This window comes from Plantactinospora sp. KLBMP9567 (assembly GCF_033446045.1).
Taxonomy (GTDB): domain Bacteria; phylum Actinomycetota; class Actinomycetes; order Mycobacteriales; family Micromonosporaceae; genus Plantactinospora.
In genome coordinates this window covers 25,501-48,351 of sequence record NZ_JAWQRR010000027.1, presented here as the reverse complement: position 1 = coordinate 48,351, position 22,851 = coordinate 25,501, and the positions used below count along the sequence as shown (strand labels likewise).

The 22,851-nt window shown below is 72.1% G+C and carries 21 protein-coding genes and 1 riboswitch; of the genes, 10 read left to right on the top strand and 11 right to left on the bottom strand.

Annotation, left to right across the window (positions count from 1 at the left end; translation table 11 throughout):
* The first annotated feature begins 85 nt into the window (after positions 1-85).
* From R6Y94_RS22160 to R6Y94_RS22150, 3 genes are all read left to right on the top strand, one after another.
* The gene (locus R6Y94_RS22160; protein ID WP_318397809.1) at positions 86-925 is read left to right on the top strand and encodes a hypothetical protein; all 840 of its coding nucleotides are present in this window, start codon (positions 86-88) and stop codon (positions 923-925) included.
* Between the two features lie 284 nt (positions 926-1,209).
* On the top strand, positions 1,210-1,758 hold the full coding sequence (locus tag R6Y94_RS22155) for an RNA polymerase sigma factor (protein WP_318397808.1): 549 nt from the start codon (positions 1,210-1,212) through the stop codon (positions 1,756-1,758).
* A gap of 4 nt (positions 1,759-1,762) precedes the next feature.
* The gene (locus tag R6Y94_RS22150; protein WP_318397807.1) at positions 1,763-2,344 is read left to right on the top strand and encodes a hypothetical protein; all 582 of its coding nucleotides are present in this window, start codon (positions 1,763-1,765) and stop codon (positions 2,342-2,344) included.
* Positions 2,345-2,402: 58 nt separating this feature from the next.
* Here R6Y94_RS22150 and R6Y94_RS22145 read toward each other — a convergent pair whose 3' ends face one another.
* Both R6Y94_RS22145 and R6Y94_RS22140 read right to left on the bottom strand, forming a co-directional pair.
* Positions 2,403-3,878, bottom strand: coding sequence for a serine/threonine-protein kinase (locus R6Y94_RS22145; protein WP_318397806.1), 1,476 nt, complete (start codon positions 3,876-3,878; stop codon positions 2,403-2,405).
* Positions 3,879-4,197: 319 nt separating this feature from the next.
* On the bottom strand, positions 4,198-5,250 hold the full coding sequence (locus R6Y94_RS22140) for an LLM class flavin-dependent oxidoreductase (RefSeq protein ID WP_318397805.1): 1,053 nt from the start codon (positions 5,248-5,250) through the stop codon (positions 4,198-4,200).
* 302 nt (positions 5,251-5,552) lie between these two features.
* On the opposite strand from R6Y94_RS22140, the gene R6Y94_RS22135 reads away from it, so the two are divergent.
* The 3 genes from R6Y94_RS22135 to R6Y94_RS22125 all read left to right on the top strand — a co-directional run bounded on the left by R6Y94_RS22135 (position 5,553) and on the right by R6Y94_RS22125 (position 9,587).
* Positions 5,553-6,992, top strand: a complete 1,440-nt coding sequence (locus R6Y94_RS22135; protein WP_318397804.1) for a hypothetical protein — start codon at positions 5,553-5,555, stop codon at positions 6,990-6,992.
* A gap of 28 nt (positions 6,993-7,020) precedes the next feature.
* A complete protein-coding gene (locus R6Y94_RS22130) occupies positions 7,021-8,244 on the top strand; it encodes an ARPP-2 domain-containing protein (RefSeq protein ID WP_318397803.1) in 1,224 nt (407 codons plus the stop codon).
* A 77-nt stretch (positions 8,245-8,321) separates the two neighbouring features.
* Positions 8,322-9,587 (top strand): hypothetical protein, encoded by a 1,266-nt coding sequence (locus tag R6Y94_RS22125; RefSeq protein ID WP_318397802.1) that lies wholly within the window; start codon positions 8,322-8,324, stop codon positions 9,585-9,587.
* 136 nt (positions 9,588-9,723) lie between these two features.
* Here the strand turns inward: R6Y94_RS22125 and R6Y94_RS22120 are convergent, their stop codons facing one another.
* Positions 9,724-10,902 (bottom strand): low temperature requirement protein A, encoded by a 1,179-nt coding sequence (locus R6Y94_RS22120; RefSeq protein WP_318397801.1) that lies wholly within the window; start codon positions 10,900-10,902, stop codon positions 9,724-9,726.
* Positions 10,903-11,081: 179 nt separating this feature from the next.
* On the opposite strand from R6Y94_RS22120, the gene R6Y94_RS22115 reads away from it, so the two are divergent.
* A complete protein-coding gene (locus tag R6Y94_RS22115; protein ID WP_318397800.1) occupies positions 11,082-12,212 on the top strand; it encodes a serpin family protein in 1,131 nt (376 codons plus the stop codon).
* Positions 12,213-12,238: 26 nt separating this feature from the next.
* On the opposite strand, the gene R6Y94_RS22110 is transcribed toward R6Y94_RS22115, so the two are convergent.
* The 6 genes from R6Y94_RS22110 to R6Y94_RS22085 form a co-directional block, all read right to left on the bottom strand.
* A complete protein-coding gene (locus R6Y94_RS22110) occupies positions 12,239-12,817 on the bottom strand; it encodes a gluconokinase (RefSeq protein ID WP_318397799.1) in 579 nt (192 codons plus the stop codon).
* On the bottom strand, positions 12,807-14,036 hold the full coding sequence (gene manD / locus R6Y94_RS22105; RefSeq protein ID WP_318397798.1) for a D-mannonate dehydratase ManD: 1,230 nt from the start codon (positions 14,034-14,036) through the stop codon (positions 12,807-12,809). The genes R6Y94_RS22110 and manD overlap by 11 nt, the downstream gene beginning before the upstream one ends.
* A gap of 55 nt (positions 14,037-14,091) precedes the next feature.
* Positions 14,092-15,240: a galactonate dehydratase gene (dgoD, locus tag R6Y94_RS22100; protein WP_318397797.1), complete on the bottom strand. Its 1,149-nt coding sequence runs from the start codon at positions 15,238-15,240 to the stop codon at positions 14,092-14,094.
* Between the two features lie 66 nt (positions 15,241-15,306).
* Positions 15,307-16,131 (bottom strand): carbohydrate ABC transporter permease, encoded by an 825-nt coding sequence (locus tag R6Y94_RS22095; RefSeq protein WP_318397796.1) that lies wholly within the window; start codon positions 16,129-16,131, stop codon positions 15,307-15,309.
* Positions 16,131-17,057, bottom strand: coding sequence for a sugar ABC transporter permease (locus R6Y94_RS22090; RefSeq protein WP_318397795.1), 927 nt, complete (start codon positions 17,055-17,057; stop codon positions 16,131-16,133). The genes R6Y94_RS22095 and R6Y94_RS22090 overlap by 1 nt, the downstream gene beginning before the upstream one ends.
* Positions 17,058-17,126: 69 nt before the next feature.
* On the bottom strand, positions 17,127-18,305 hold the full coding sequence (locus tag R6Y94_RS22085; protein WP_318397794.1) for a sugar ABC transporter substrate-binding protein: 1,179 nt from the start codon (positions 18,303-18,305) through the stop codon (positions 17,127-17,129).
* Positions 18,306-18,548: 243 nt separating this feature from the next.
* On the opposite strand from R6Y94_RS22085, the gene R6Y94_RS22080 reads away from it, so the two are divergent.
* Together R6Y94_RS22080 and R6Y94_RS22075 are read left to right on the top strand one after the other, a co-directional pair.
* The gene (locus R6Y94_RS22080) at positions 18,549-19,310 is read left to right on the top strand and encodes a FadR/GntR family transcriptional regulator (protein WP_318397793.1); all 762 of its coding nucleotides are present in this window, start codon (positions 18,549-18,551) and stop codon (positions 19,308-19,310) included.
* 162 nt (positions 19,311-19,472) lie between these two features.
* Positions 19,473-20,597, top strand: coding sequence for a 5-methyltetrahydropteroyltriglutamate--homocysteine S-methyltransferase (locus R6Y94_RS22075; protein WP_318397792.1), 1,125 nt, complete (start codon positions 19,473-19,475; stop codon positions 20,595-20,597).
* A gap of 28 nt (positions 20,598-20,625) precedes the next feature.
* On the opposite strand, the gene R6Y94_RS22070 is transcribed toward R6Y94_RS22075, so the two are convergent.
* Both R6Y94_RS22070 and R6Y94_RS22065 read right to left on the bottom strand, forming a co-directional pair.
* On the bottom strand, positions 20,626-21,138 hold the full coding sequence (locus tag R6Y94_RS22070; protein WP_318397791.1) for a VOC family protein: 513 nt from the start codon (positions 21,136-21,138) through the stop codon (positions 20,626-20,628).
* A gap of 76 nt (positions 21,139-21,214) precedes the next feature.
* Positions 21,215-21,496 (bottom strand): CBU_0592 family membrane protein, encoded by a 282-nt coding sequence (locus R6Y94_RS22065; RefSeq protein WP_318397790.1) that lies wholly within the window; start codon positions 21,494-21,496, stop codon positions 21,215-21,217.
* A 7-nt stretch (positions 21,497-21,503) separates the two neighbouring features.
* A riboswitch (guanidine-III (ykkC-III) riboswitch) is annotated at positions 21,504-21,571 on the bottom strand.
* Positions 21,572-21,716: 145 nt separating this feature from the next.
* On the opposite strand from R6Y94_RS22065, the gene R6Y94_RS22060 reads away from it, so the two are divergent.
* Complete coding sequence (locus tag R6Y94_RS22060) at positions 21,717-22,847, top strand: magnesium and cobalt transport protein CorA (protein ID WP_318397789.1); 1,131 nt, start codon at positions 21,717-21,719, stop codon at positions 22,845-22,847.
* The last annotated feature ends 4 nt before the right edge of the window (positions 22,848-22,851 follow it).

Genomic DNA, 22,851 nt, shown 5'->3' with positions numbered 1-22,851 from the left:
ATCCACCCCGTCCGGGGGCGCCGGCGGGGCGGGGGCCGAGGGCCACCGGCCGGAGCATGATCGGCGTACGGATAGGGTCCCCGCCATGTCGAAAAAGCTGGTGCGGGTCGCCTTCCTCGATGCCGACACCGGAGCCCGGATCGGTCACAGCGAGCTGCCGCTCGGACAACTGCCGGAGAGCTTCCAGGCGGCGACCACGCTGGAACTGGCCGGCGCCACCTGGTCGGTCGAACGGGCCGAGCCGCCGACCTCGGCACAGTTCGGCGCGACCGGGACCCTCACCCTGACGCTGCGCCGGATCGAGACGGCCCCGCCCGGCGACGTCCTCTATTCGCTGCCGACGCTCTGCGCCACCCTGCCGGCGGTCGCCGGGGCACCGGCCGGTGCCGATCGCCTCGAACTGCACGAGGACGACTGGCGGCAGGTGGAGTTGGTCAGCGCCGATCTGGGCGACGAGGTGCAGACCGAATTGCGGGCGGTACGCCAGAGCTTCGAGCAGCACGTCCGCCGCGACGAGCATGGTCGGATCTACGGCTTCCAGGGCATCCACATCCGCAGCCAGCCGGTCCGGCCGCTTTCCGGGACGGTGTCCCGGAGCCGGCTGCTGAGCCTGCTGCCGCCCGGCGCCCGGAGCCGGGGCGGGATCGGCTTCCGCGGGCAGCCGGGGATCGTGCCCAGCTCGTTCGCGGTCTCCGTCGGGCGGGTTCTGCTGTACGGGCTCGCCGACGGCGACTCGCTCGCCGTACTGGCCGTGCACACCGAGCCGGGACCGGCGGCGGAACCACAGCCGGAGCTGGTAGCCGCGCTGGAGCGGTCGATGCGCGAGGCCGACCTGCTGCTCGTCGACTGGTGCCGGGTCGCTCTCGTCCCGCCGGCCTCGATCGGCGACTACCTGGCCGCCACCGGGGCGGTCGGCCGGAGCTGACCGGCCCGGCTTCCCGGGGCGAGTCCGGGCGGTGCCGGGTCCACACCGTCGGGGCCGGCACGGGTACCGGACTCGGCGAGCTGGCACCAGACCCCGGTTCACGACCGTCACCTTCCGGTCACGCGGCTGCAGCGCCACCGGGCGGTGGTCGCCAGGTTGATGCGCGCCCATCAAGTTGATGTCGCAAAAGGCGGTCAAGTCGGCTCACCGCTACGGCTCACCGCTACGGCTCACCGCTACGGCTTGCGGCGGCGGTGCTGGACACGGCTACCTAGACTCGGCCCGTGCCCTCCGGCATCGTCGACCTCGAAGGGCTGGCCCGGGCCGCCGCCGACGGCGACCGGGACGCCCTGGACCGCCTTCTCGCCGCGGTGCGCCCCGACGTGTTGCGGATGTCCGCGCGCTTCCTGCCCAACCGGGAGGACGCGGAGGAGGCGTGCCAGGACACTCTGCTGGCGGTGGCACGGGGGATCACCGGGTTCGACGGGCGGTCGGCGTTCCGGACCTGGCTGCACCGGGTCGCGGCGAACCGGGCCCGCTCGACGTACGCGACACTGCGTCGGCGGTTCGAGGCGGAGGGACGCGGTGGGCCGATGCCGGAACCAGCCGACCCGCGCCGCACCAGCGTGGTCGCGGGGACCCGGTTGGACCTGCTCGACGCGCTGGATGCGATCGGCCCCGGACTCGCCGAGCCGGTGGCGCTGCGGGACGTCCTCGGCCTGCCGTACCGGGAGATCTCCGGGCTGTTGGGGGTGCCGGAGGGCACCGTGAAGTCCCGGATCCACCAGGGGCGGCAGCGATTGCGGGACCTGCTCACCGACGCCGGGGTCTGATCCGGTGCGCCGCAGGCGGTCCCCTCCCGCCACCCCGGCCGGTCAGCGCCGCTGGCGGATGGTCGCGGGCCTGATCCTCGCCCCGGTACTGGCGGCCGGATGCGGTTCGGCACCGGTCGCGCCGCTGCCCGGACAGTGGCCCACCCCGACGCCGCCCGCCACCGCCACCGGAAGCCGGACCTCAACTGTCCCGTCCCGTCCGGCGGGCACCCCGGCCACCTCGGCCGCGGTCTCCCCGCCGGCCGGTACACCCCGACGCACCCGCACCCGCACCCGTACCCGTACCCCGCCCCGGACCTCGCCGACCGTCGAACTCTCCCCGGCCTGCCTCCCGGCGGTCATCTACACCGTGGACGGCTCGGATCCGGCGGCGATGCCCGAGGCGCTCTGCCTGACCGTGGCCGCGATACTGCGGATCCAGAACGTCTGGCCGGAGGCCGTCACCGCGACCCCGCCGGAGCAGGTCGCCCGGCACTGGGAAGCCGGCGTGCTCGACTGCCGGATGTTGCGCCCGGGCACCGTCACGGTCGAGATCGCGAGCGAGACGGGCGGCAGCCACACCATCACGGTGCTGGTGGTCGAGTGACCGGCGAAGTCGGGTCGACGGGGGAGTCCGGGAGCTGGGCGAGTCGGCGGCCGGCGGATCAGCGCCGTACCCGGATTCCGGCCAGCAGCGTGTCCACGAAGTCGGCCGAGGCGTCCGCCGGAGGCGCGATCTGCGCGTACACCAGCCCGGGCGCCTGCGGGGCGAGCCCGGCCGCCTCCACGATCGCCGGTTTGCCGCTGCGGCAGGCGGTGAACGCGGCGACGTACCAGTCGACGTCGCCGCGCCGGACGGTGCGGGCCGGAATCGGGGCGCATTCGGCGTGCGGGTGCTCGGCGACGTACCCGGCCGGGTCGTGCCGCTGGGCGAGGCTGCGGGAGAGTCCGACGAACGCACCCGGCACGGCCGGGTCGGTCGGCCAGCGTTCCGGATCCGGTGACATCACCAGCGCCGGCTCCAGTTCGCCGTCCGGCGCGCGCTGGCCGATCCAGCCCGAGCCCGTTGCCTGCCAGCCCTCCGGCAGGGCGACCGAGATCCGGCCGGTCGAGTCCGTACCGATCCGGCTGTCGCCGTCCGGCCAGCCGGGGCCGAGCGTGCCGAACGCGGTTGCCGCCAGCGCGGCGGCGCCGAGTAGCGCGGCGGTCCAGTGCCGCCGGGACCCGGCCCGGAACGGCCGTCGCTTCCGGGTGGCCGGCCCGGCGTCGACGGCCCGGTCGAGCGCGTCGGCGAAGGCGGCCGCGTCCGGATAGCGTTCCGCCGGATTCCGCGCGGTCGCCCGGCGGAGCACGGCCGCGACCCCCGGGAGTACTCCGGCACGCAGCGCCGGAACCTCCGCCGGGTCGTCGTCGGGGCCGGACGCGCCCAGCAGCGTCACGCCGAGGCGGCCGAGCCCGAACACGTCGGCCCGGGCGTCAACCTGCGCCGCCGGGGATTCCTGCTCCGGAGCCATGTATCCGGGGGTGCCGGCCCGGGCGGTCAGCCCGGAGGCGGCGGCGAGCGCCTTGGCGAGCCCGAGGTCGGCGATCAGCACGCAGTCGCCGGTCCCGTTCCGATCCGGCCCGCCGTCGCGCACCGCACCGCCGGAGTCCACTGTGGTGTCGTCGGGGCCGGCGGCGGACGGGCCGGGTCGGCGTTCTCGTCCGGGCCGTGGCCGGAACAGCACGTTACCGGGGGTCAGATCCCGGTGCACGATGCCGTGCGCGTGCAGGACGCCCACCCCGGCGGCGATCTCGCGCAGCACCCGGAGCGCCGGCCCGACCGGCATCGGTCCGGCGGCGAGACGGTCCCGCAGGCTGCCGCCCGCCGCCCAGGCCATCACCAGGTACGGCCGGCCGTCCGCCAACTCGCCGACCGAGTGGACCCGGACGAGTCGTTCGTGGTCCAGCCGCCACAGCAGCCGGGCCTCGTCCAGAAAGCGTTCCCGGACCCGCAGGTCGTGGCACCAGTTCTCGGCCAGTATCTTGATCGCCACCCGGGCGTCGAGAGCCGGGTCGTGGCCCAGCCAGACGGTGGCGAACGAACCGAAGCCCAGCAATCGCTCGACGCGGTAGGGGCCGATTCGCTGGGGCGGGTTCACGGGGGTGGCTGGAGACGCTCGCGGGTCACCGGACCGTTCGTGTCACCGAGCGCCACCAGGCGGGAACCGCTGGTCACCCGGTCAGGATAACCTCCGGTGACCAGGCGGCCACCGGCTCGGAGGGGACCCGGCCGGGACCGCCTGGGCCGCCGGTCAGCGGGGGAGGGTCAGCACTGGTCGTCTCCGCCGACGAAGGACGCGAGCACCCGGTCGCTCGCCGCTGGCCAGCCGGTACACGTACGGGGTGTAGGGGCCCTCGAAGAAGGCGAGAATCCGGTCCGCCGCCGGCGCGGGTGGGTGGTCGGGCGTGCCACCCGGGTCAGGACGCCGGGCGGCCGTCCGCGGCGAGGAGTTCCCGGACCCGGGGGACCACCTGGCTGCCGTACCGTTCGATCGTCTCCATCAGGCGCTCGTGCGGCAGCGTGCCGGCCGAGTACTTCAGGTCGAAGCGCTGCACCCCGAGGACCCGCACCGTCCGGGCGATCTTGCGTGCCACCGTCTCGGCCGAGCCGACGTGCCAGGCACCGTTGGCGATGTCGGCGTCGAAGCGGCTCCGGGTCATCGGCGGCCAGCCGCGTTCGGCACCGATCCGGTTGAACAGCACCCGGACGTGCGGCCAGAGCAGGTCCGCCGCCTCCTGGTCGGTGTCGCCGACGAAGCCCGGCGCGTGCACCGCAACCGGCAGCGGCTCCCTACCGAACTCGGCGAGCGCGCGGTGGTAGAGCTGCACGTACGGGGCGAACCGGGCCGGCTCGCCGCCGATCACGGCCAGTACCAGCGGGAAGCCGTACCGGGCGGCCCGGACCACCGACTCCGGGCTGCCGCCGACACCGATCCAGGTGAGGATCCGGCCCGACTCCGTCTTCGGATAGACGTGCTGCTTCGTAAGCGAGGCGCGTACGGTGCCCTGCCAGCTCACCGCGTCCTCGGTGAGTAGCTGGGACATCAGCTCGGTCTTCTCCTCGAAGAGCCGGTCGTAGTCGGTCAGGTCGTATCCGAAGAGCGGGAACGACTCGGTGAACGAGCCACGGCCGAGGGTGATCTCCGCCCGGCCCCGGGCGAGCGCGTCGAGGGTGGCGAACCGCTCGTAGACGCGTACCGGGTCGTCGGAGCTGAGCACCGTGACCGCGGTGCCGAGCCGGATCCGCTCGGTCCGGGCGGCGATCGCGGCCAGCACGATCTCGGGGGCCGAGACCGCGTAGTCGTCGCGGTGGTGCTCGCCGAGCCCGAAGGCGTCGATGCCGAGCCGGTCGGCCAGCACCGCCTCCTCGACCACGTTGCGGATCACCTGGGCGTACGGCACCGGGTTGCCCTCGGCGTCGGCGGTCACGTCGCCGAAGCTGTCCAGACCGAATTCCACGGCCGTCGCCATCTCGTCCTCCTTCACCGGTTGCCGGTCGCATCCGTGCGGCCGGCTCTCCGGGCGGTGTAACGGCGCTGCCGAGGGTCGCATTCCCGCCCGGGCGGGTGCGAAACACCACCGCTGACCGGTACGCCGGGCCGGCCGGGGCGGGGGCTAATCGTGTCGCCCGCGTAGCGCTGCACCGGGTACGGTGACCCGGCCGGCCGCGGGACTCAGGTGCGACTTCCGGAACCCGCCTCTGCAGCGACGATTCGCAGTTCGTGCCCTCATTCCCCGGCCGGCTTCCGCTTACCCGCCGGACGGAGGTCGCCGTGCTGTCGCTGTCGGACCGGGTCGCGTGCGAGGACGTGGTCATGTTCGTCAACGCGGCGGTCACCTCGACCGGGCAGCGCGAGTTCCGTTCGGGTGCCGCCGAGCAGCGGATGTCGCTGTCGTTCCTGCACGACTACGTGCTCGGCAACTACCGCGACCTGTACGCCGCGACCCTGGCGCTGGACGTCAACGACTTCAACGCCGCGCTGGTGGTGACGAACCTGCTCCGCACGGCACGACTCGCCGACCCGGCCCGACGGGCGGTGGAGGGCCGGCTGATCGCGGCCCGGTTGCGGCTGTTGCCGCCGCAGCGGGCGTACCGGGTGTTCGGGGAGCTGCGCCGGCTGGGCGTGAACAACCGGCGTACCCGGGCGATCGTCCGGGACTGGCTGGTGGCCCGGCCCGATCCGGCGCTCGACGCGGTCAAGTACCGGCGTGGACTCGCCGTCGCCGCCCGGCACGCACATCTGACGCTGCCCGGGGAGTTGGGCACGGTGCTCTTCGACTGGCGCCGTCCGAAGCGGTACGAGACGCCGATCCTGGAGACCTGGCGCCGGGCGCACTACGAGCAGCGGGCGCTCTACGGGCTGCCGTACACCGCCGCCGAGGGGCTGGCCACGCTGCACGGCATCGGGCGGGCCCGGTTCCTGACCGGCATCGCCCCGAAGCTGACCGGTGCCGAGCGGCTCCGGCTCCAGTCCTCGGCCCGCCGGCTCGGCGTCGAGGCGGTCGGGATGGAGCTGTCCCGGGCCCCGCTGACCCGGCTCGCCGGTTACGTGCTGTCGCTGCCCCGGGTCGAACGGGTCGCGCGGCGCGCCGAACTGACCGAGGCGTTGCGGACCGCCGCCCGTCGTGCCGCCGGCCGGCAGGCGGGTAGCTGGGGTCGGGTGGTGGCGGTGCTGGACGACAGCTACTCGTCGTCCGGTTCCGGGGTCAAGCGGCGCCGCCCGCTGGCGGTGGCGCTGGCCACCCACTACCTGCTCGACGTGCTCGCCGCCGACTACACCGGACTCTGGCTCCACCATCGGGACGACCCGTTGCTGGTCCGGGCGACCGGGCCGACCGGGCTGGGGGAGCGGCTGCTGGACGGGCTGGCGCACCGACCGGACCGGCTGGTGGTGGTCTCGGACGGCTGGGACAACGCACCACCCGGGCAGGCGGCGGAGGTGCTGCGGATCTGGCGTACCCGGCTCGACCCGGAGCGGCGGACCTCCGTCGTGCACCTGAATCCGGTGTACGACAGCGACGCCTTCGACGTGCGCCGGCTCGCGCCCGGGGTGGCGACCGTCGGGGTACGCGAGGCCGAGGACGCCGCCGCGCTGGTCGAACTCGCCCGCTTCGCCACCGGTACGGCGAGCTTCGCCGACCTGCGCCGGCACCTCGACGACCGGGTCGACCGGTTCCTCGCCGGGCCGGCGCAGGCCGGGCAGCCGACATGACCGCAGTGGACGGAAGGGGAGGCGGCGGGTGAGCACGGCACAGGGGACCGGTGGCGGTGCCCGCGCGGTCCGGCCGGAGCGGCACGAGCTGGAGCTGACCGGCCTGCACGCCGGCCCGGACCAGGTCTGGGGCGCGGTCCGGCTGCAACCGCTGTTGCGCGCCGAACCCCTCACCGAGCTGCGGCTGCACCCCCGGCTGCACGACCCGGACGAACCGTCGGTGGTGGCCGTGGGCCCGCGCACCGGGTACGTCGCCTACATCCCGCACGCCTTCGTGGCGACCTGGACCGACGACGGCAGCCCGGCTGCCGCGTACGGCACCCAGTTGGCCGACCCGGCGGCGGGCGGCCCGCCCCGGGGCATCGGGCTGCACTTCCACCGCCGGATGGCCCGGCGCGAGGCGAGGCACCGGCTGCGCTTCCTGCCACTGCACCTCGCCCTGGAGGGCTATCTCGGGCTGCAGTTCGGCGGACCGCCGATCGCCTGGCAGGAGTGGACCCGCCGGGCCGTCACCCGTGGACTGTCGCCCCGGGCCGAGGCCGCGTACGCCGGCACCGGGATCCCCGGCCTCGGCGACGCGTTGCGGATCTTCGAGATCCACCCCGACCAGTGCGGCATGCTGCTCTACGTCGCGGACGCGCTCGCCGCCGCCCTGGTGGTGCCGCATCCCGAGGACTACCGTGCCCTGCATCCCACGCTGCTGGGCGACCTCTACGGCGAGCTGGTCCACCAGTACGCCCAGCTCTATCCGGCGGCACCCGAGTTCCCGGCCCGGATCGACGAGTCCCGGGTGCACAGTGTGGCCGATCTCCGGGCCGAGCTGGCGCGTAGCCGGGCCGCCTGGGAGGAAATGCGCCACCTGATGGCGGACGGGCTCTTCGGCGCCCAGCACCGCACGGTCGAGCCGGTGTACCGGATGGGCGGGTTCACGCTGTCCCGGTTCCTGCCGCCGTTCCACCCCGACCGGGAGAACCACGTCGGCGAGACCATCACCGACGCCGACGGCCGGCTGGCGTACCTGAAGACCTTCCGGCTCTCCGCCGCGCAGGCCCGCCGGGGGCACCTGCTCGGCCGGCTCGCCGCGCACGACTGGGAGCTGGACGCCACCGCCGCCGCGCTCGGCACCGACCGGGCCGGGTTGGTACTCCGCCTGGACCGGGCCGGCTTCGGTCACCTACTGCGGCCGGACGTCCTGCACGCCTGCCGGGCAGCCGTCCGGCGCTCGCCGGCCGGGATCCGTGCCATTCGTTGACCCCTGTCCGGGTGCGTGATCTGATGCCCGGACGCGAAGAAGCTTCGATATTTCGATCAGACCTTTGGGGGTCGGAGATGTTCGGGTTCCGTCGACCCGCGTTCGCCGCGGCGCTGGCGCTCACCCTCGCCGCGACCGGCACGCTGTCGGGCATCGCCACCGCACCGGGTACGGCCACGGCGGCGCTGCCCACGGCCGCGGTCGCGCTCGGGGACAGTTTCGTCAGCGGCGAGGGCGCCGGCGGCTACCAGCCGGTGGTGGACGTGAACGGTACCCCGCAGAGCTTCCCCGGCTGGTCCGCGCCGAACAGCAACGCCTTCTTCTGTCACCGGTCCGCGAACGCCTCGCTGCACCAGGCGAACCTGCCCGGCATCTCGGCCCGGTTCAACCTCGCCTGCTCGGGCGGCCAGCCGTACGACATCGCCAACGCCTCCGCCGGCCGCACCAAGGGGCGTACGGTGGCGGCGCAGCTCGACCAGCTCCGGGCGGTGGCGCAGACCCACGACATCGACCTGGTGCTGCTCGGCCTCGGCTCCAACAACAGCTCGTTCACCTTCGGCGACGTCGCCTCGGACTGCGCCAACCGGTTCATCGCGGATGCCTGGACCGGCTGGTGGGAGTTCTGGGCGTACCTCGGCGGGCCGGTCGAGCAGGCGCCGTGTGCGGGCGACGACCTCGGCACCCCGGCCGAGTTCGCGGCGGCGACCGCCGAGACCACCAACGCGGTCCGGCAACTGCTGGCCACCCTGGACCAGGTCGACGCCGACGGGCAGCACCGGATCGTCTTCCAGGACTACACCAACCCGCTGCCGTTCGACTTCGAGTCGCGGTTCCACGAGGAGGACAGCCGGGACGACAGCCGGGACAAGTTCCGGGCTCTGGGCGCCGAGCGGTACGCGGCCGGCTGTCCCGTGCACCGGGCCAGCCTGGCCGCCGGGCACCTCTTCTCGACCGGCCTCGGCACCCTGGTCCAGTCGGTGCACGGCACCATGCGGGCCGAGTTCCCCGGTGACGACCTGGTCTATCTGAACGTGCAGCGGGCCTTCGACGGCGCCCGGCTCTGCGAGACCGGGTCCAGCCCGACCGGTGCGCTCGCCACCCCGATCCGGTTGCAGGACGGCCCGACCGGGGTCCCGGTGACCAGCCTCTCCGGCTACGACAAGATCGCCATCCAGCGGATCGCCAACGCCTGCGTCACGTACTTCCAGACCTGCCAGGAGTCCTGGCACCCGAACGCGGCCGGGCACGCGGTGCTCGGGCAGTGCCTCGCCGGTGCGGCGGCCACCCCGAACCGGGCCGTGGCCTGCGTCCGCTCCGGCACCGGGGCGATCAGCGTGGGCTGAGCCGCTCCGGCCCGTCCGACCGGTCGGGTCCGCACCGGCGCCGGGATCCCGGTGCGGCCCCGACCTCAGCTCCCCGGCTCAACCGCAGTCGCCGCAATCGCCGCGGCAGCCTGGCGCGCCCGGCGCACTCGCAGACTCAGGACGGGGTGGGCCGGCGGCCCGGCCGGCGCCAGCCGTTTGACCGGGCGGTGTCGGACAGGGCCACCCCGAGCAGGACCGCGCCGGTGAAGCCGGCCACCGCGACCGGGGTCAGCGGCAGGAACGCCGGTGCCGTGCCGACCAGCACCACCAACCAGACCAGCCGGGACCAGGAGAACTTGCCGAACAGCTCGTACTCGAAGACGGTGCGGCCGACCAGGAACAGCGTGGGTCCGCCGACGACCACGGCGACCAGGCCGGGCCCGGCCTCGGCGCGGGACTGGCCGGCCAGCAGCTCGAATCCGGTGGCGGTGGAGACGATGCCGGCCACCATGCACAGGTGGGTGTACGGCGCCCACCGGGTGGCCCGGCGCGGCCGTCTGTTGATCGCCACCTGGAGGAGCGCTCCCGCCCGGTAGACGTAGATCTGCCAGAGCAGCAGCATGGTGACGAACGCCAGCAGCAGGATGCCCATCCGTCCGGCGTTGGGCCCGCTCCGGCCGCTGAGCAGCAGCGGCACCAGGATGATGTCGCCGAGCGCCAGGATGACGAACTGCTGGTAACGCTCGCCGAGGTGCTCGCTCGCCTTGTCGTACTGGTCGAGCGGGACCCGGCCGAGCCACGGTGTCGGGTAGCGCAGCGCGCCGCCGACGTAGTCGATCACCAGGGCGATGCCCCAGAGCGCGAGACGGGCCGAGGCCGGCAGGAAGGCGCCGGCCAGCCAGAGCGTCCCGGAGAGCCCGAACCAGCAGAGGAACCGGGCCGCCCGGATCTGGGCCTGATGCCTGCGGAGCACGGCTATCAGCACGATGCCGCGGACCAGGTGGATCGCGACGTACATCCCGGCGAAGAGCCAGCCGAGCGCCGAGAACGCCAGCGGAATGCTCGCCGTCATCACGACGCTGCCGAGCATCGCCCAAGCCACGATCACCTGGATCTTGGGTTCCTCCGGGTTGTAGAAGTCGGTGAGCAGGGCGGTGATCGACCAGATCCACCAGACCGCCATCAGCAGCACCACCACCTCTGCCGCCGCGGTCCAGGTCGCCTCCGCTGCCAGCCGCATCGAGAGCAGGGCGAGCGCCGCGACGTAGATCACGTCGAGCAGCAGTTCCAGCAGGGTCGCCCGCTTCGGCGCCTCGGGATGGCGCAGCAGTCTGCGCGTCTCGTCGCTCGCCATCGAGCTGCCGTCCCACTCCCCGCCGTCCCCGATTGCTACCTTCTCCTACCGATGCGAACGATCGACGGGCGGGTTGGACGTAACCCGTCAGCACGGCACAGGCACGAAGACCGGAGGACGGATCGGATGAGGCATCGCACCGAAGGGACGGCGACGAGCGGGCGCGGCGGGGTGCCGGGATGAGCACCGAGGCGGCGAACGCACTCACCGCGCGCTGGGCCGCCCGGCTGGACGGCCGGCAGACGGTCTTCTCCGGCGCGGGCGTCTATCCGCTGCTGGCCCTGCTCGCGCCGTACGCCGACGGCCCGGCCCGGGCGGAGCTGCACGCCGTCGCCGGCACCCCGACCCGGTACGCGCTGACCGGCTCGCCGACCACCTCGCTGGCGATGGCCGTCTGGTCCCGTCACGACCTGCCGCTGACCGACCGGTGGCTCGCCGCCGTGCCGGAGTCGATGCGCGGGCAGCTCACCGGCGATCCCGGCACCGACCAGCCGGTCCTGGACGACTGGGCGGTCCGGCACACCGACGGACTGATCCCGGCGATGCCGGTGCGGGTCAGCGGGGAGACCCTGCTCCTGCTCGCCAGCGCCCTGCTGGTGCTTACGACCTGGGCGGAGCCGTTCGACGAGGGCTGGTTCCGGCCGGAGGTCGGCCCCTGGCAGGACCGGGACCTCACCGGCCTGCACCGGAGCACCCGGGATCTGACCGTACTGCGGGTCGTCGACACCGAGGCCGGGCCGGTGACGCTGCTGACCGTACGCGGCAGCGAGGACGTCGACGTGGTACTGGTGCTCGGCGGGCCGGACCGGACGGCGGCGCAGGTGCTGCCGGCCGCGGTCACCGCGCTCCGGTCGGGCCCGTCGCTCGGCGTCACCGCCGGCCCGGGGGTCACCGAGGAGGTGGTGACCGCCCTCGACGAAGCGCCCGAGCTGTGGGTCTCCACCGTCCGGTTCACCGTCCAGGGCGACCACGACCTGCTGGAGCACGCCGAGTTGTTCGGGCTGCGCAGCGCCACGGACTCCGGCCGGGGCCACTTCCCGGGCATCAGCCCGAAGCCGCTGGCGGTCTCGGCGGCCCAGCAGAGCGCGGTGGCGACGTTCGGTCCGCAGGGCTTCAAGGCGGCCGCCGTCACCGCCGTCGGGATGAGGGCCGGCTCGGCGCCACCGCAGCCGACCAGCCGGAAGCGCCTGGTACGGGCAACCTTCGACCGGCCGTTCGGCTTCCTCGCCGTGCACCGGGGCAGCGGCCTGGTGCTGGTCGCCGGCTGGGTCACCGACCCCGACCCCTACCAGCGCTCCACCTGGGGCTAGCCCCCGGCCGGGGCCGGTGTGGTTGCTCAGGCGCTCGGGCGACCGGCCCTGCGGGGCAGGTCGAGGCCCTCGACCGCGGCCTCGACCAGGTCCTCCGGCGTCGCGGCGACGTCGAGGGTGAGGACCCGCTCGTCCGGTGCCGGCCGTTCCAGCGTGGCGATCTGCGAGTCGAGCAGGCTGGCCGGCATGTAGTGCCCGGCCCGCCGGGAGATGCGTTCCCGGATCACCTCCGCCGACCCGTCCAGGAAGACGAAGTCGACGCTCGGCGGTCCCTGCCGGAGTACGTCGCGGTAGGAGCGCCGCAGCGCCGAGCAGGCCAGCACCGTGGAGACACCCTCGGCGGCGCGTTGGGCCATCCAGCCGGCCAGTTCGCGCAGCCAGGGCCAGCGGTGCCCGTCGTCGAGCGGTACCCCGGCCCGCATCAGCTCCACATTGGACTCGGGATGGAACTCGTCCGCCTCGGCAAAGGTCAGCCCGGTCAGCGCGCTGATCCCCTCGGCCACGGTGGTCTTGCCCGACCCGGAAACGCCCATCACCACCACGTGCCGGGTGGACCGGACCGGCTCGCCGCCGTGCGACGGGCCGGAGCCGCCGTCACCAGTCATGGACGGTGCCGTCCTTGAGCCGGTTGAACGGCAGGTACGCCGGCTGGTACGGGAAGCGGGCCGCCGCCTCCTCGTCGAGTTCCACCCCCAGGCCGGGCTGCTCGCCGGGGTGCAGGTACCCGTCGGTGAAGGTGAACGACTGCCGGAACACCTCGTCGGTCAACGGGCCGTGCCGCATGTACTCCTGGATGCCGAAGTTGTGGATCGCCAGGTCCAGGTGGAGCGCGGCGGCCATCCCGACCGGGGAGATGTCGGTCGGTCCGTGAATCCCGGACTTGATCTGGTACTGCGCGGCGAAGTCGAGCAGCTTGCGCATCGCGGTGATCCCGCCGGTGTGCGTGACGGCGGACCGGACATAGTCGATCAACTGCTCGCGGATCAGCGTCTGGTAGTCCCAGACCGTGTTGAAGACCTCGCCGATCGCCAGTGGGGTGGTGGTGTGCTGCCGGACCAGCCGCAGCGCCTCCTGGTTCTCCGCCGGGGTGCAGTCCTCCAGCCAGAACAGGTCGTACGGCTCCAGCGCCTTGCCCAGCTTTGCCGCCTGGATCGGGGTCATCCGGTGGTGGCCGTCGTGCAGCAGCGGCAGTTCCGGGCCGAACTCGTTGCGGACCGCCTCGAAGACCGTCGGCAGGTGCCGCAGGTAGGCCCGGGTGTCCCAGTCCTCCTCGGCCGGCAGCGGGATGCGCTGCGCCGGCTCGTAGTCGTAGCGCTTGCCGTCCACGCTGGGCTGGGCGGCGACCCCGTAGACCGCGTTGATGCCGGGGACCGCGGTCTGTACCCGGATCGACCTGAAGCCGAGTTCCAGATGGCGCCGGATCGAGTCGAACAGCTCCGGGATGTCCCGGCCGGAGGCGTGCCCGTACGCCATGATGCCGGTCCGGGATGCCCCGCCGAGGAGCTGGTAGAGCGGCATCCCGGCCGCCTTCGCCAAGATGTCCCAGAGCGCCACGTCGACGGCGGCGATCGCGGCCATGGTCACCGGCCCGCGCCGCCAGTACGCCGACCGGTAGAGGAACTGCCAGGTGTCCTCGATCCGGTGCGGGTCCCGCCCGATCAACAGCGGTACGACGTGGTCGGCCAGGTAGGAGGCGACGGAGAGCTCCCGCCCGTTGAGGGTGCCGTCGCCGAGCCCGGTGATCCCCTCGTCGGTGGTGATCTTCAGGGTGACGAAGTTGCGGTCCGGGCTGGAGACGATCACGTCCGCGGCGACGATCTTCACGACATGCCTTTCTGCGCTGGGGTGGTGGACGGGAGCGGCGGGTCGACGGGTCGGCTCACCACTCCGCGAAGGAGCCGTCGGGGTGCCGCCAGACGGGACCGCGCCAGCTGTGCCCGCGCTGGTCCGCCCGGCGTACCGCATTCTCGTCGATCTCGATGCCGAGACCGGGACCGGTGAGCCGGGCGATGTGCCCGTCGGCGAAGCCGAACGGCGTCCGGTCCACCAGGTAGTCCAGCACCTCGGCGTCGGCGTTGTAGTGGATCCCGATGCTCTGCTCCTGGATCAGGTAGTTCGGGGTCGCGAAGCCGACCTGGAGGCAGGCGGCCAGCGCGATCGGCCCGAGCGGGCAGTGCGGGGCGAGCTGCACGTCGTACACCTCGGCCAGTGCGGCGATCTTACGGACCTCGGTGATCCCGCCGGCGTGCGACAGGTCCGGCTGGGCGACCGCGATGCCGGCCTGGAGCGCCGGCAGGAACTCCTGCCGGCTGTAGAGCCGCTCCCCGGTGGAGACCGGGGTGCTGGTCGACCGGACGAACTCGCCGAGCAGGTGCGAGTTCTCCGGTACGACCGGCTCCTCCAGGAAGAGCGGCCGGAACGGCTCCAGCAGCGGGGCGACCCGGCGGGCGTTGGCCAGGGTGAACCGGCCGTGGAAGTCGACCGCGACGTCCCGGTGCTCGCCGAGCACCTCCCGGGCGGCGGCGACCCGGCGGACCACCCCGTCGAGTTCGGCCACCGAGGCGACCGGGCTCATCCGGCCGGAGGCGTTCATCTTGACCGCGGTCAGCCCCGCCGCCACCTGCGCGGCGATGTGCTCGGCGACCTCGCCGGGCTCGTCACCGCCGACCCAGCCGTACACCCGGATCCGGTCCCGGACCGGGCCGCCGAGCAACTGGTGCACCGGGGCGCCGAAGTGCTTGCCGGCGATGTCCCAGAGCGCCTGGTCGAGCCCGGAGACGGCGCTGGCCAGGATCGGGCCGCCCCGGTAGAACGACCCTTTCGTCATCACCTGCCAGTGGTCCTCGATCCGCAGCGCGTCCTGGCCGATCAGCACCTCGCTGAGCTGGTGCACGGCGGTGCGTACGGTCTCGGACCGGCCCTCGCAGGTCGCCTCGCCCCAGCCGACGGTCCCGTCGGCGGTCTCGATGCGGACGAAGAGCCACCGGGGCGGGACGAGGAAGGTCTCCACCCGCTCGATCTTCGTCACGTCGCCCGCCTCAGCTTCTCTGTCATGCTCCCCGCCTCAGCTTCTCTGCCATGTTCCCCGCCGTCCTCAGCCCTTGGTCGCCCCGGCGGTGAGGCCGGAGACGACGTACTTCTGCACGAAGAGCGCGATCAGCATGATCGGCAGGGTCACCACTGTGGACGCGGCCATCAGGCCGCCCCAGTCGATGCTGGCGTAGCCGACGAAGTCGAAGATCGCCACCGGCAGGGTCTTGGTGTCGGCGCCGGAGAGCACCAGGGCGAACATGAAGTTGTTCCAGGAGAAGATGAAGGACAGGATGCCGGCGGTAGCGATGCCCGGCGCGGAGAGCGGTAGCGTGATCCGCCGGAACGCCCCGATCGGGGTGAGCCCGTCCACCTGCGCCGACTCCTCCAACTCCAGCGGCAAACCGTCGAAGAAGCCCATCAGGATGTAGACCACCAGCGGCAGCGAGACGAACATGTGGCTGAGGATCAGCACGGTGAAGCCGCCGACCAGCCGCAGGTTGGAGAAGACGTAATACCACGGCACCAGCAGCGAGACGCCGGGGATGACCCGGGCCATCAGCACCACCAGGGCCGACTTGCGCATGTTGAACCGGCTCATGGAATAGGCGGCCGGCACGCCCAGGATCAGCGACAGCACGGTGGCCGCGAAGGCCACCCAGAGGCTGTTGCCGATGAACTGGAGGTAGTTCGCCTGGTCCAGGACCTTGGAGTAGTTGTCCAGCACCGGCGTGAACGCGAACGCCTTGCTGGAGTCGTAGATGTCGACGTTGGTCTTGAAGGAGGCGGCGACCATCCAGAGCAGCGGGGCGATCAGCGAGACCACCACCACGGCCAGGGCCAGCGCCCGGAAGACCTGGTACGGGGTACGACGCTTGCGGCGGGCCATCACAGTGCGCCCTTCTTGCGACGGGACGTCAGCGCCCACATCGAACCGATGATGATCAGGAAGAAGATGATGAGCACGGTCGACGAGATGCCGTACTCGTTGTAGTCGAAGCTCAGCCCGTACGCGTACACGTTCAGCGTCTCGACCTCGTGGAACGAGCCGCCGCCCCGCCCCTTGGTGGCGTACAGGATGTCGAAGGTCTTCAGGGCGTCGATGCCGCGCAGCAGGATCGCCACGATCACCGTCGGCATCAGCAGCGGCAGGGTGACGTGCCGGAACCGCTGCCAGGCGCTCGCCCCGTCGACCCGGGCCGCCTCGTCCGGCTCGTTGGACAGCGAGGTCAGCCCGGCCAGCAGGATCAGCACCACCATCGGGGTCCACTGCCAGATGTCGATGAAGATGGTGGTCGGCAGCGCGCTGTGCTGGCCGGCCAGCCAGGGCTGCGGGCCGATCCCGACCCAGCCGAGGATCTGGTTGGCCATCCCGATGTTGGGGTCGAAGATGAGCCGCCACATCATGCCGACCGCGACCGGGGTGGCGACCAGCGGCAGCAGGATCGCCACCCGGACCCACCGCTCGCCGCGGAACGGCCGCCACAGCAGCAGCGCGACCGCCATGCCGAGGACGATCTCGAAGATCAGCGCGACCCCGGTGAAGCCGACCGTACGCAGCACGGCGGGCCAGAACCGGTCGGTGTCGGAGAGCACCTCGAGGTAGTTCGCGAACCCGATGAACTCGGACTCCGCCCGGACCGATCCCTCGGCGTCGGTGAGGCTGAGGTAGATCGTCCAGGCCAGCGGAAAGATGATCAGCGCACCGACGAACGTCATGGCCGGTGCCGCGAAGAGCCACTTGCGGTGGTTGTTCGCCCAGCGGGTCCATCCGGTCAGCTCGCCGGACGGCTGGGGAGATGCCAGAGATGCCATGGGGTGGTCTTCCAGTTCGGCGGAGAGGTACGCGGGGTGACGGATCGCTCCGTCACCCCGCGCGATGGCCTACTTCTCGTCGTCGAGGAGCTTCTGGAACGCCTCGTTCGCCGTGGCGGCCGAGCCGGCCACGTCCTTGCCGGTGATCGCGTCCACGATCGGCTGGCCGACCAGCTCGCGGGCCTCGGCCACCTTCACCACCAGCGGCCGGTCGTGGCCGACGCCGTTCTCGGTGCTGATCTTGATGGCCTCCGCCAGGTCCGTCGGGTAGGTCGCGATGCCCTCCGGGTTGGCCCAGACCGAGGTACGGGCCCCCGGCACGCCGCCCTTCTGCTGCGCCAGCGTCTGGTCCTTGCCGGCCGCCCACTGGATGAACTTCCAGGCGTTGGCCTGGTTCTCCGAGCCCTCGTTGATGCCGAGCGCCCAGGACGGGATGTTGTACGGCTTGGAGCCGGCCGGACCGGCCGGGAACGGCGCGAAGCCGACGGTGTCGGAGACCTTGGACTTGGCCGGGTCGGTGGCGTTCTTGTAGAGCGAGTTCGCCTCGGTGTAGAAGGCCGCCTTGCCCTGGGTGAAGATTGCCATCGCCTCGGACCAGCTCATGTCGGTGCTGATGTTCGCCGGCCCATGGTCCTTGAGCAGCCCGCCGTAGTACGCGTACGCCTGCTTGGCCTGCTCGGTGTTGACGCTGGCCTTGCCACTGGCATCGACGAAGTCGCCGCCGAAGCTGTACAGGAAGCTGGAGAACTGGGTGACCGCGGCGGCCTTGCCGGTCCGGGCCACGAAGCCGGCGGTGCCGGGGTTGTCGGCCTCGACCTTGGCGGCCATCGTCTTCAGCTCGTCCAGGGTCTTCGGCGGTGCGGTGAAGCCGGACTTCTGCAGCAGGTCCTTGCGGTAGTAGAGGACCTCCTGCTCGGTGATGATCGGGATACCGACCAGCTTCTCCTCGTAGGTGGTGGCCTGCACCGGCGGGGCCTGGAAGTCGGCGAATTCGAACGCCGAGTCCCCCTTGGCCTTGTCGGTCAGGTCGGTCAGGTAGCCGTTCTTGGCGAAGAGCTTCCCCTCCTGGAGGGGCCGGTACATCATCACGTCGATGTCACTGGAGCCGGCGTTCAGCTTCACGTTGTACTGGTCGGAGAGCTGGTCCTCGCCGAGCTGGGTGACCTCGACCTTCAGCCCGGACTGTTGCTCGAACTCCGGTAGGGCCTTCTTTATGTTTTCTGTCCAGACGTGGTTCACCAGCGTCACGCGCAGCGTGTTCGACCCGCCACTGTCATCGCTGCCGCCTCCGCAGGCGGACAGGCCGAGGGCAGCCACCACGGCCAGAGATGTTCCGATTACCGAGCGACGTAACACGTCCATCTCCCCTTCCCTCGCGGCGACCCGCCGTTGGGACGCCGCCCGCGGACTTCTACGTCCGCCTAATGCCGGATGCTAGGCCGATAAACCTGACTTAAGCAAGACCAGGGTACTCACTGATAGGCTTTATTTATGGCCACGCCGTCACCAGAGGTCGCGTCTGTCCGGCTCGACCCCGCCGAGCCCGGGCTGCACGCCCGGCTGCTCGATCAACTAGGCACGGCCGTCTGTGCCGGCCAGCTCGCCCCCGGCTCCGTGCTCTACATCGACGACCTGGTCGAGCAGTACGCCGTCTCCCGGTCGGTGGTCCGGGAGGTACTGCGGGTGCTGGCCTCGATGGGGCTCGTCGAGTCCCGCCGCCGGGTCGGCACCCTGATCCGGGCCGCGCGCGACTGGAACGTCTTCGACCCCCAGGTGATCCGCTGGCGGCTCGCCTCGGCCGGCCGGATCGCCCAGCTCCGCTCCATCACCGAGCTGCGTACCGCCGTCGAGCCGCAGGCCGCCTCGCTCGCCGCGCTGCGGGCGACCCCGCAGGAGGCCAGCGAGCTGGTCGGGCTCGCCGCGAAGATGTGGGCGGCGGGCAAGGCCGGGGACGAGGCCGAGTTCCTCCGGCTCGACATCGAGTTCCACCGGCAGGTGCTGGTCGACTCCGGCAACGAGATGTTCGTGAAGCTGCACGAGCTGGTCGCCGAGGTGCTGGCCGGCCGCTACCACTACGACCTGATGCCGCACTATCCGCACGAGGAGGCGTTGCAACTGCACGCCGACGTCGCCCAGGCGATCCAGCGGCACGACGGCGAACGGGCCAAGACCGCGATGGTGCAGATCATGGAGCAGGCCATGACGGAGATGAGCGCCATCTGGGCGCAGACCGGGCCCGATCCCGTCTCCTGAAACGTTTTCCGCCAGCCGGCGGGCGGGTCCGCGCGGCGGTACGGTCTGTAGATCATCGATGCCGGCGCGGCGGACTATGGTTGGCCGGATCGCGCCGTCGCGGTACGTGGCGCCGGCGTGTGCCGACCCAGAGCCCGCGTACCAGGAACAGAGGGGACCACCATGGACACACCATCCCGCCCGCCGTTCCGCGCCGACCACGTCGGCAGCCTGCTGCGACCCGCGCGGCTGCTGACCGCCCGGGCCGACCGGGCCGCCGGGAAGACCTCCGCCGCCCAGTTGCGCGCCGTCGAGGACGACGCGATCCGCGAGGTGGTACGCCTCCAGGAGAGCATCGGGCTGCGTACCGCCACCGATGGCGAGTTCCGGCGTACGTCCTGGCACATGGACTTCATCTACCAGCTCGGCGGGATCGACCCGGCGGACGAGAAGCTGACCGTACAGTTCTTCAACGAGTCCGGGAAGCTGGAGTTCCAGTCGGCGGCGCTGCGCGTGCACGACCGGGTGAAGCTGACCGACACCATCTTCGGCGATGCGTTCACCTTCCTGAAGCAGCAGGTCACCACCGGCACCCCGAAGCTGACCATCCCGTCGCCGAGCATGGTGCACTACCGGGGCGGCCGGGCCGCCATCGACACCGCCGTCTATCCGGACCTGGACCAGTTCTGGGCCGACCTGAGCGCCGCCTACGCTGAGCAGGTGCGCCGGCTGGCCGACCTCGGCTGCAGCTACCTCCAGTTCGACGACACCAGCCTGGCGTACCTGAACGACCCCCGGCAGCGGGAGATGGTGGCCGCCCAGGGCGGCGACCCGGAGCACCAGCACGAGCGCTACATCCGGCAGATCAACGCCTCGCTGGCCGGCCGGCCCGCCGGGCTGTCGGTGACCACCCACATGTGCCGGGGGAACTTCCGGTCCTCCTGGGCCGCCGAGGGCGGCTACGACTTCGTCGCCGAGGCGCTCTTCAGCCAGCTCGACGTCGACGGCTTCTTCCTGGAGTACGACGACGAGCGCTCCGGCGACTTCGCGCCGCTGCGGTTCGTCCCGCCGGGCAAGAAGGTGGTGCTCGGCCTGGTCACCACCAAGCGGGGTGAGCTGGAGAGCAAGGACGCCCTCAAGCGCCGGATCGACGAGGCGGCCCGGTACGTCCCGCTGGAGCAGCTCTGCCTCTCCCCGCAGTGCGGCTTCTCCTCGACGGTGGAGGGGAACGCGCTGACCCAGGAGGAACAGGTGGCGAAGCTGCGGCTGATCGTGGAGACCGCCCAGGAGGTCTGGGGCGAGAACTGAGCCCTCGCCCGTCCGGTCGGGCCGCTGGTCAGCCCGGCCGGGCGAACCCGCCCCTCGGGGCGATGATTTCCAGGTTGGTGCTGTCCGGGTCGTTGAAGTACGCGACCTCGGTGCCGGCCACGTCGGCCGGCGACACCTCTTCGGCGCTGAACGTGTACGCCGGGCCGAGGAAGTCGAGCCCGGCCGCCCGCATCCGGTCGTAGACCGCGGGCAGGTCGTCCACCTCGAAACAGAGGTGCATCGAACCGGGGCGGTTCGCGGCCACCTCGGCCGGCTCGCCGGCCGGCTCCTCGAACTGGATCAGATCGATGCCGAGGTTGCGCAGCCGGAAGGTGGCGTACCGCAGCCCGGTCCGGAGCAGCCCCTGGGAACGGGCGAACCCGGCGCCGTGCATGCCCTCGTCCCGGACCACCGGGTCGAGCCCGGTGAGTGCCCGGTAGAAGGCGACCGAGCGGCCCAGGTCGGAGACGGATATCCCGACGTGCGCGGCGGTGTCGAGCCCGATCGACCCGGCAGACGGATCTGGTACGGCGTTCGCCATCGCGCCTCCTCCCGGCGAACCGGCACCCCGGGGTGCCTCTTCCCGACCCTGCGGGGTGCAAACCGGGCCGGCACCGTCAGGGGTGCAGGCCGGGCCGGTCCGCCGGCTGCCCGCCGGGCCGGTCCCGACCAGGCAGCCGGGCCAGCGAGACGGCGGAGATGACCGCCCAGCTCGCCTCCAGGAGCAGGAAGCCCCACGACCGGTGCAGCAGGGCGATCACCGCCAGCACGGTCGAGCCGGCGATGTTCAGCAGCAGATAGCGGGTGGAGTGCGGGGAGAGTCGGCGGGTCTGTGCGGCGGCGAAGGCCGACAGGATCAGCAGCGAACCGACGATTTCGATGACGTCAACAGCGGTCATGGGTTTCTGCGCGCCGTCTTTGCGGGGCCGGGTACGGCAGCGCTCTCGTCCGGGGCGGTCGCATGATGGCGCCACCTGATGATCGAGAATAGCCCGGCGGACCGCCGCACCCGGCGGATGGTGCGGAACCTCACCGGCGGGCGGCACCCGGGCCCGGCCGGGTGGCCGGCGGATGGTTCGATGCACGCCAGCGACCGCACGCGGGAAGGGGCATACGCCGATGGCGGGGCACGAACGGGACGCGGCTGCCGCCGGTACCCGGACCAGGTGGGTGGCGCCGGTCCGCCGGGCGATCGCCCGGATGCTCAACCCCGACGGCCTCTCCTCCGGGTACGTCCCGGCGCAGCGCGGCCAGGAGAGCGACCGGATCGTGGACTGCGCGGCGTACGTCGACGGTCGCCGGTTGCCGGGCCGGCCCGACCACCGGGCGGCGTTGGCGGCGGCGCGCCGGGGCCGCGGATTCGTCTGGCTGGGGCTGCACGATCCGGACGAGGTGGACTTCGCGCCGATCGCCGGGGCGTTCGGCCTCGACGAGCTGGTCGCCGGGCACGCGCTCAACCGGGAGCACCGGCCGGCGGTGGAGCGCTACGACCAGGTGACGGTGATCGTGCTGCGCACGACCCGGTACGTCGAGCACACCGAGCTGACCGAGACCTCCGAGGTGGTGGAGACCGGCGCGGTGACGGTGTTCGTCGGTCCCCGGTTCGTGATCACCGTCCGGCACGGCGCACCGGGTGCGCTCCGGCCGGTCCGGGCCGACCTGGAGGCCCGGCCCACCCTGCTGGCGCTCGGCCCGTGGGCGGTCGCCTACGCGGTCTGCGACCAGCTCGTCGGCTCGTACGTCCAGGTGGCCACCGCCGTGGAGGCCGACGTCGACGCCGTGGAGGAGCAGGTCTTCGCCCCGCGTACGGCCCGGGACCGGATCGCACACATCTACCAGCTCAAACGGGAGCTGATGGAGTTCAAGCGGGCGGTCGCACCGTTGCAGCGGCCGTTCGCCGCGCTGCTCGACGACCGGGAACTGCCCCGGTCCGTGGTCCGCTACTTCCGGGACGTGCACGGCGTGCTGTCCCGCACGGTGGAGCGGGTGACCGCCTACGACGACCTGCTGACCTCGGTCCTCCAGGCCCGGCTGGCCCAGGTCTCGGTGGACCAGAACAACGACATGCGCAAGATCGCGGCGTGGGCGGCGATCTTCGCGGTGCAGACCTTCATCGCCGGCATCTACGGGATGAACTTCGAGTTCATCCCCGGGCTGAAGGCGGCGAACGGCTTCTGGGTGGTGCTGGTGGTGATGCTGGTGCTGGCGGTGTTGATGCACCGGGGCTTCCGGCGCAACAACTGGCTGTGAGCGA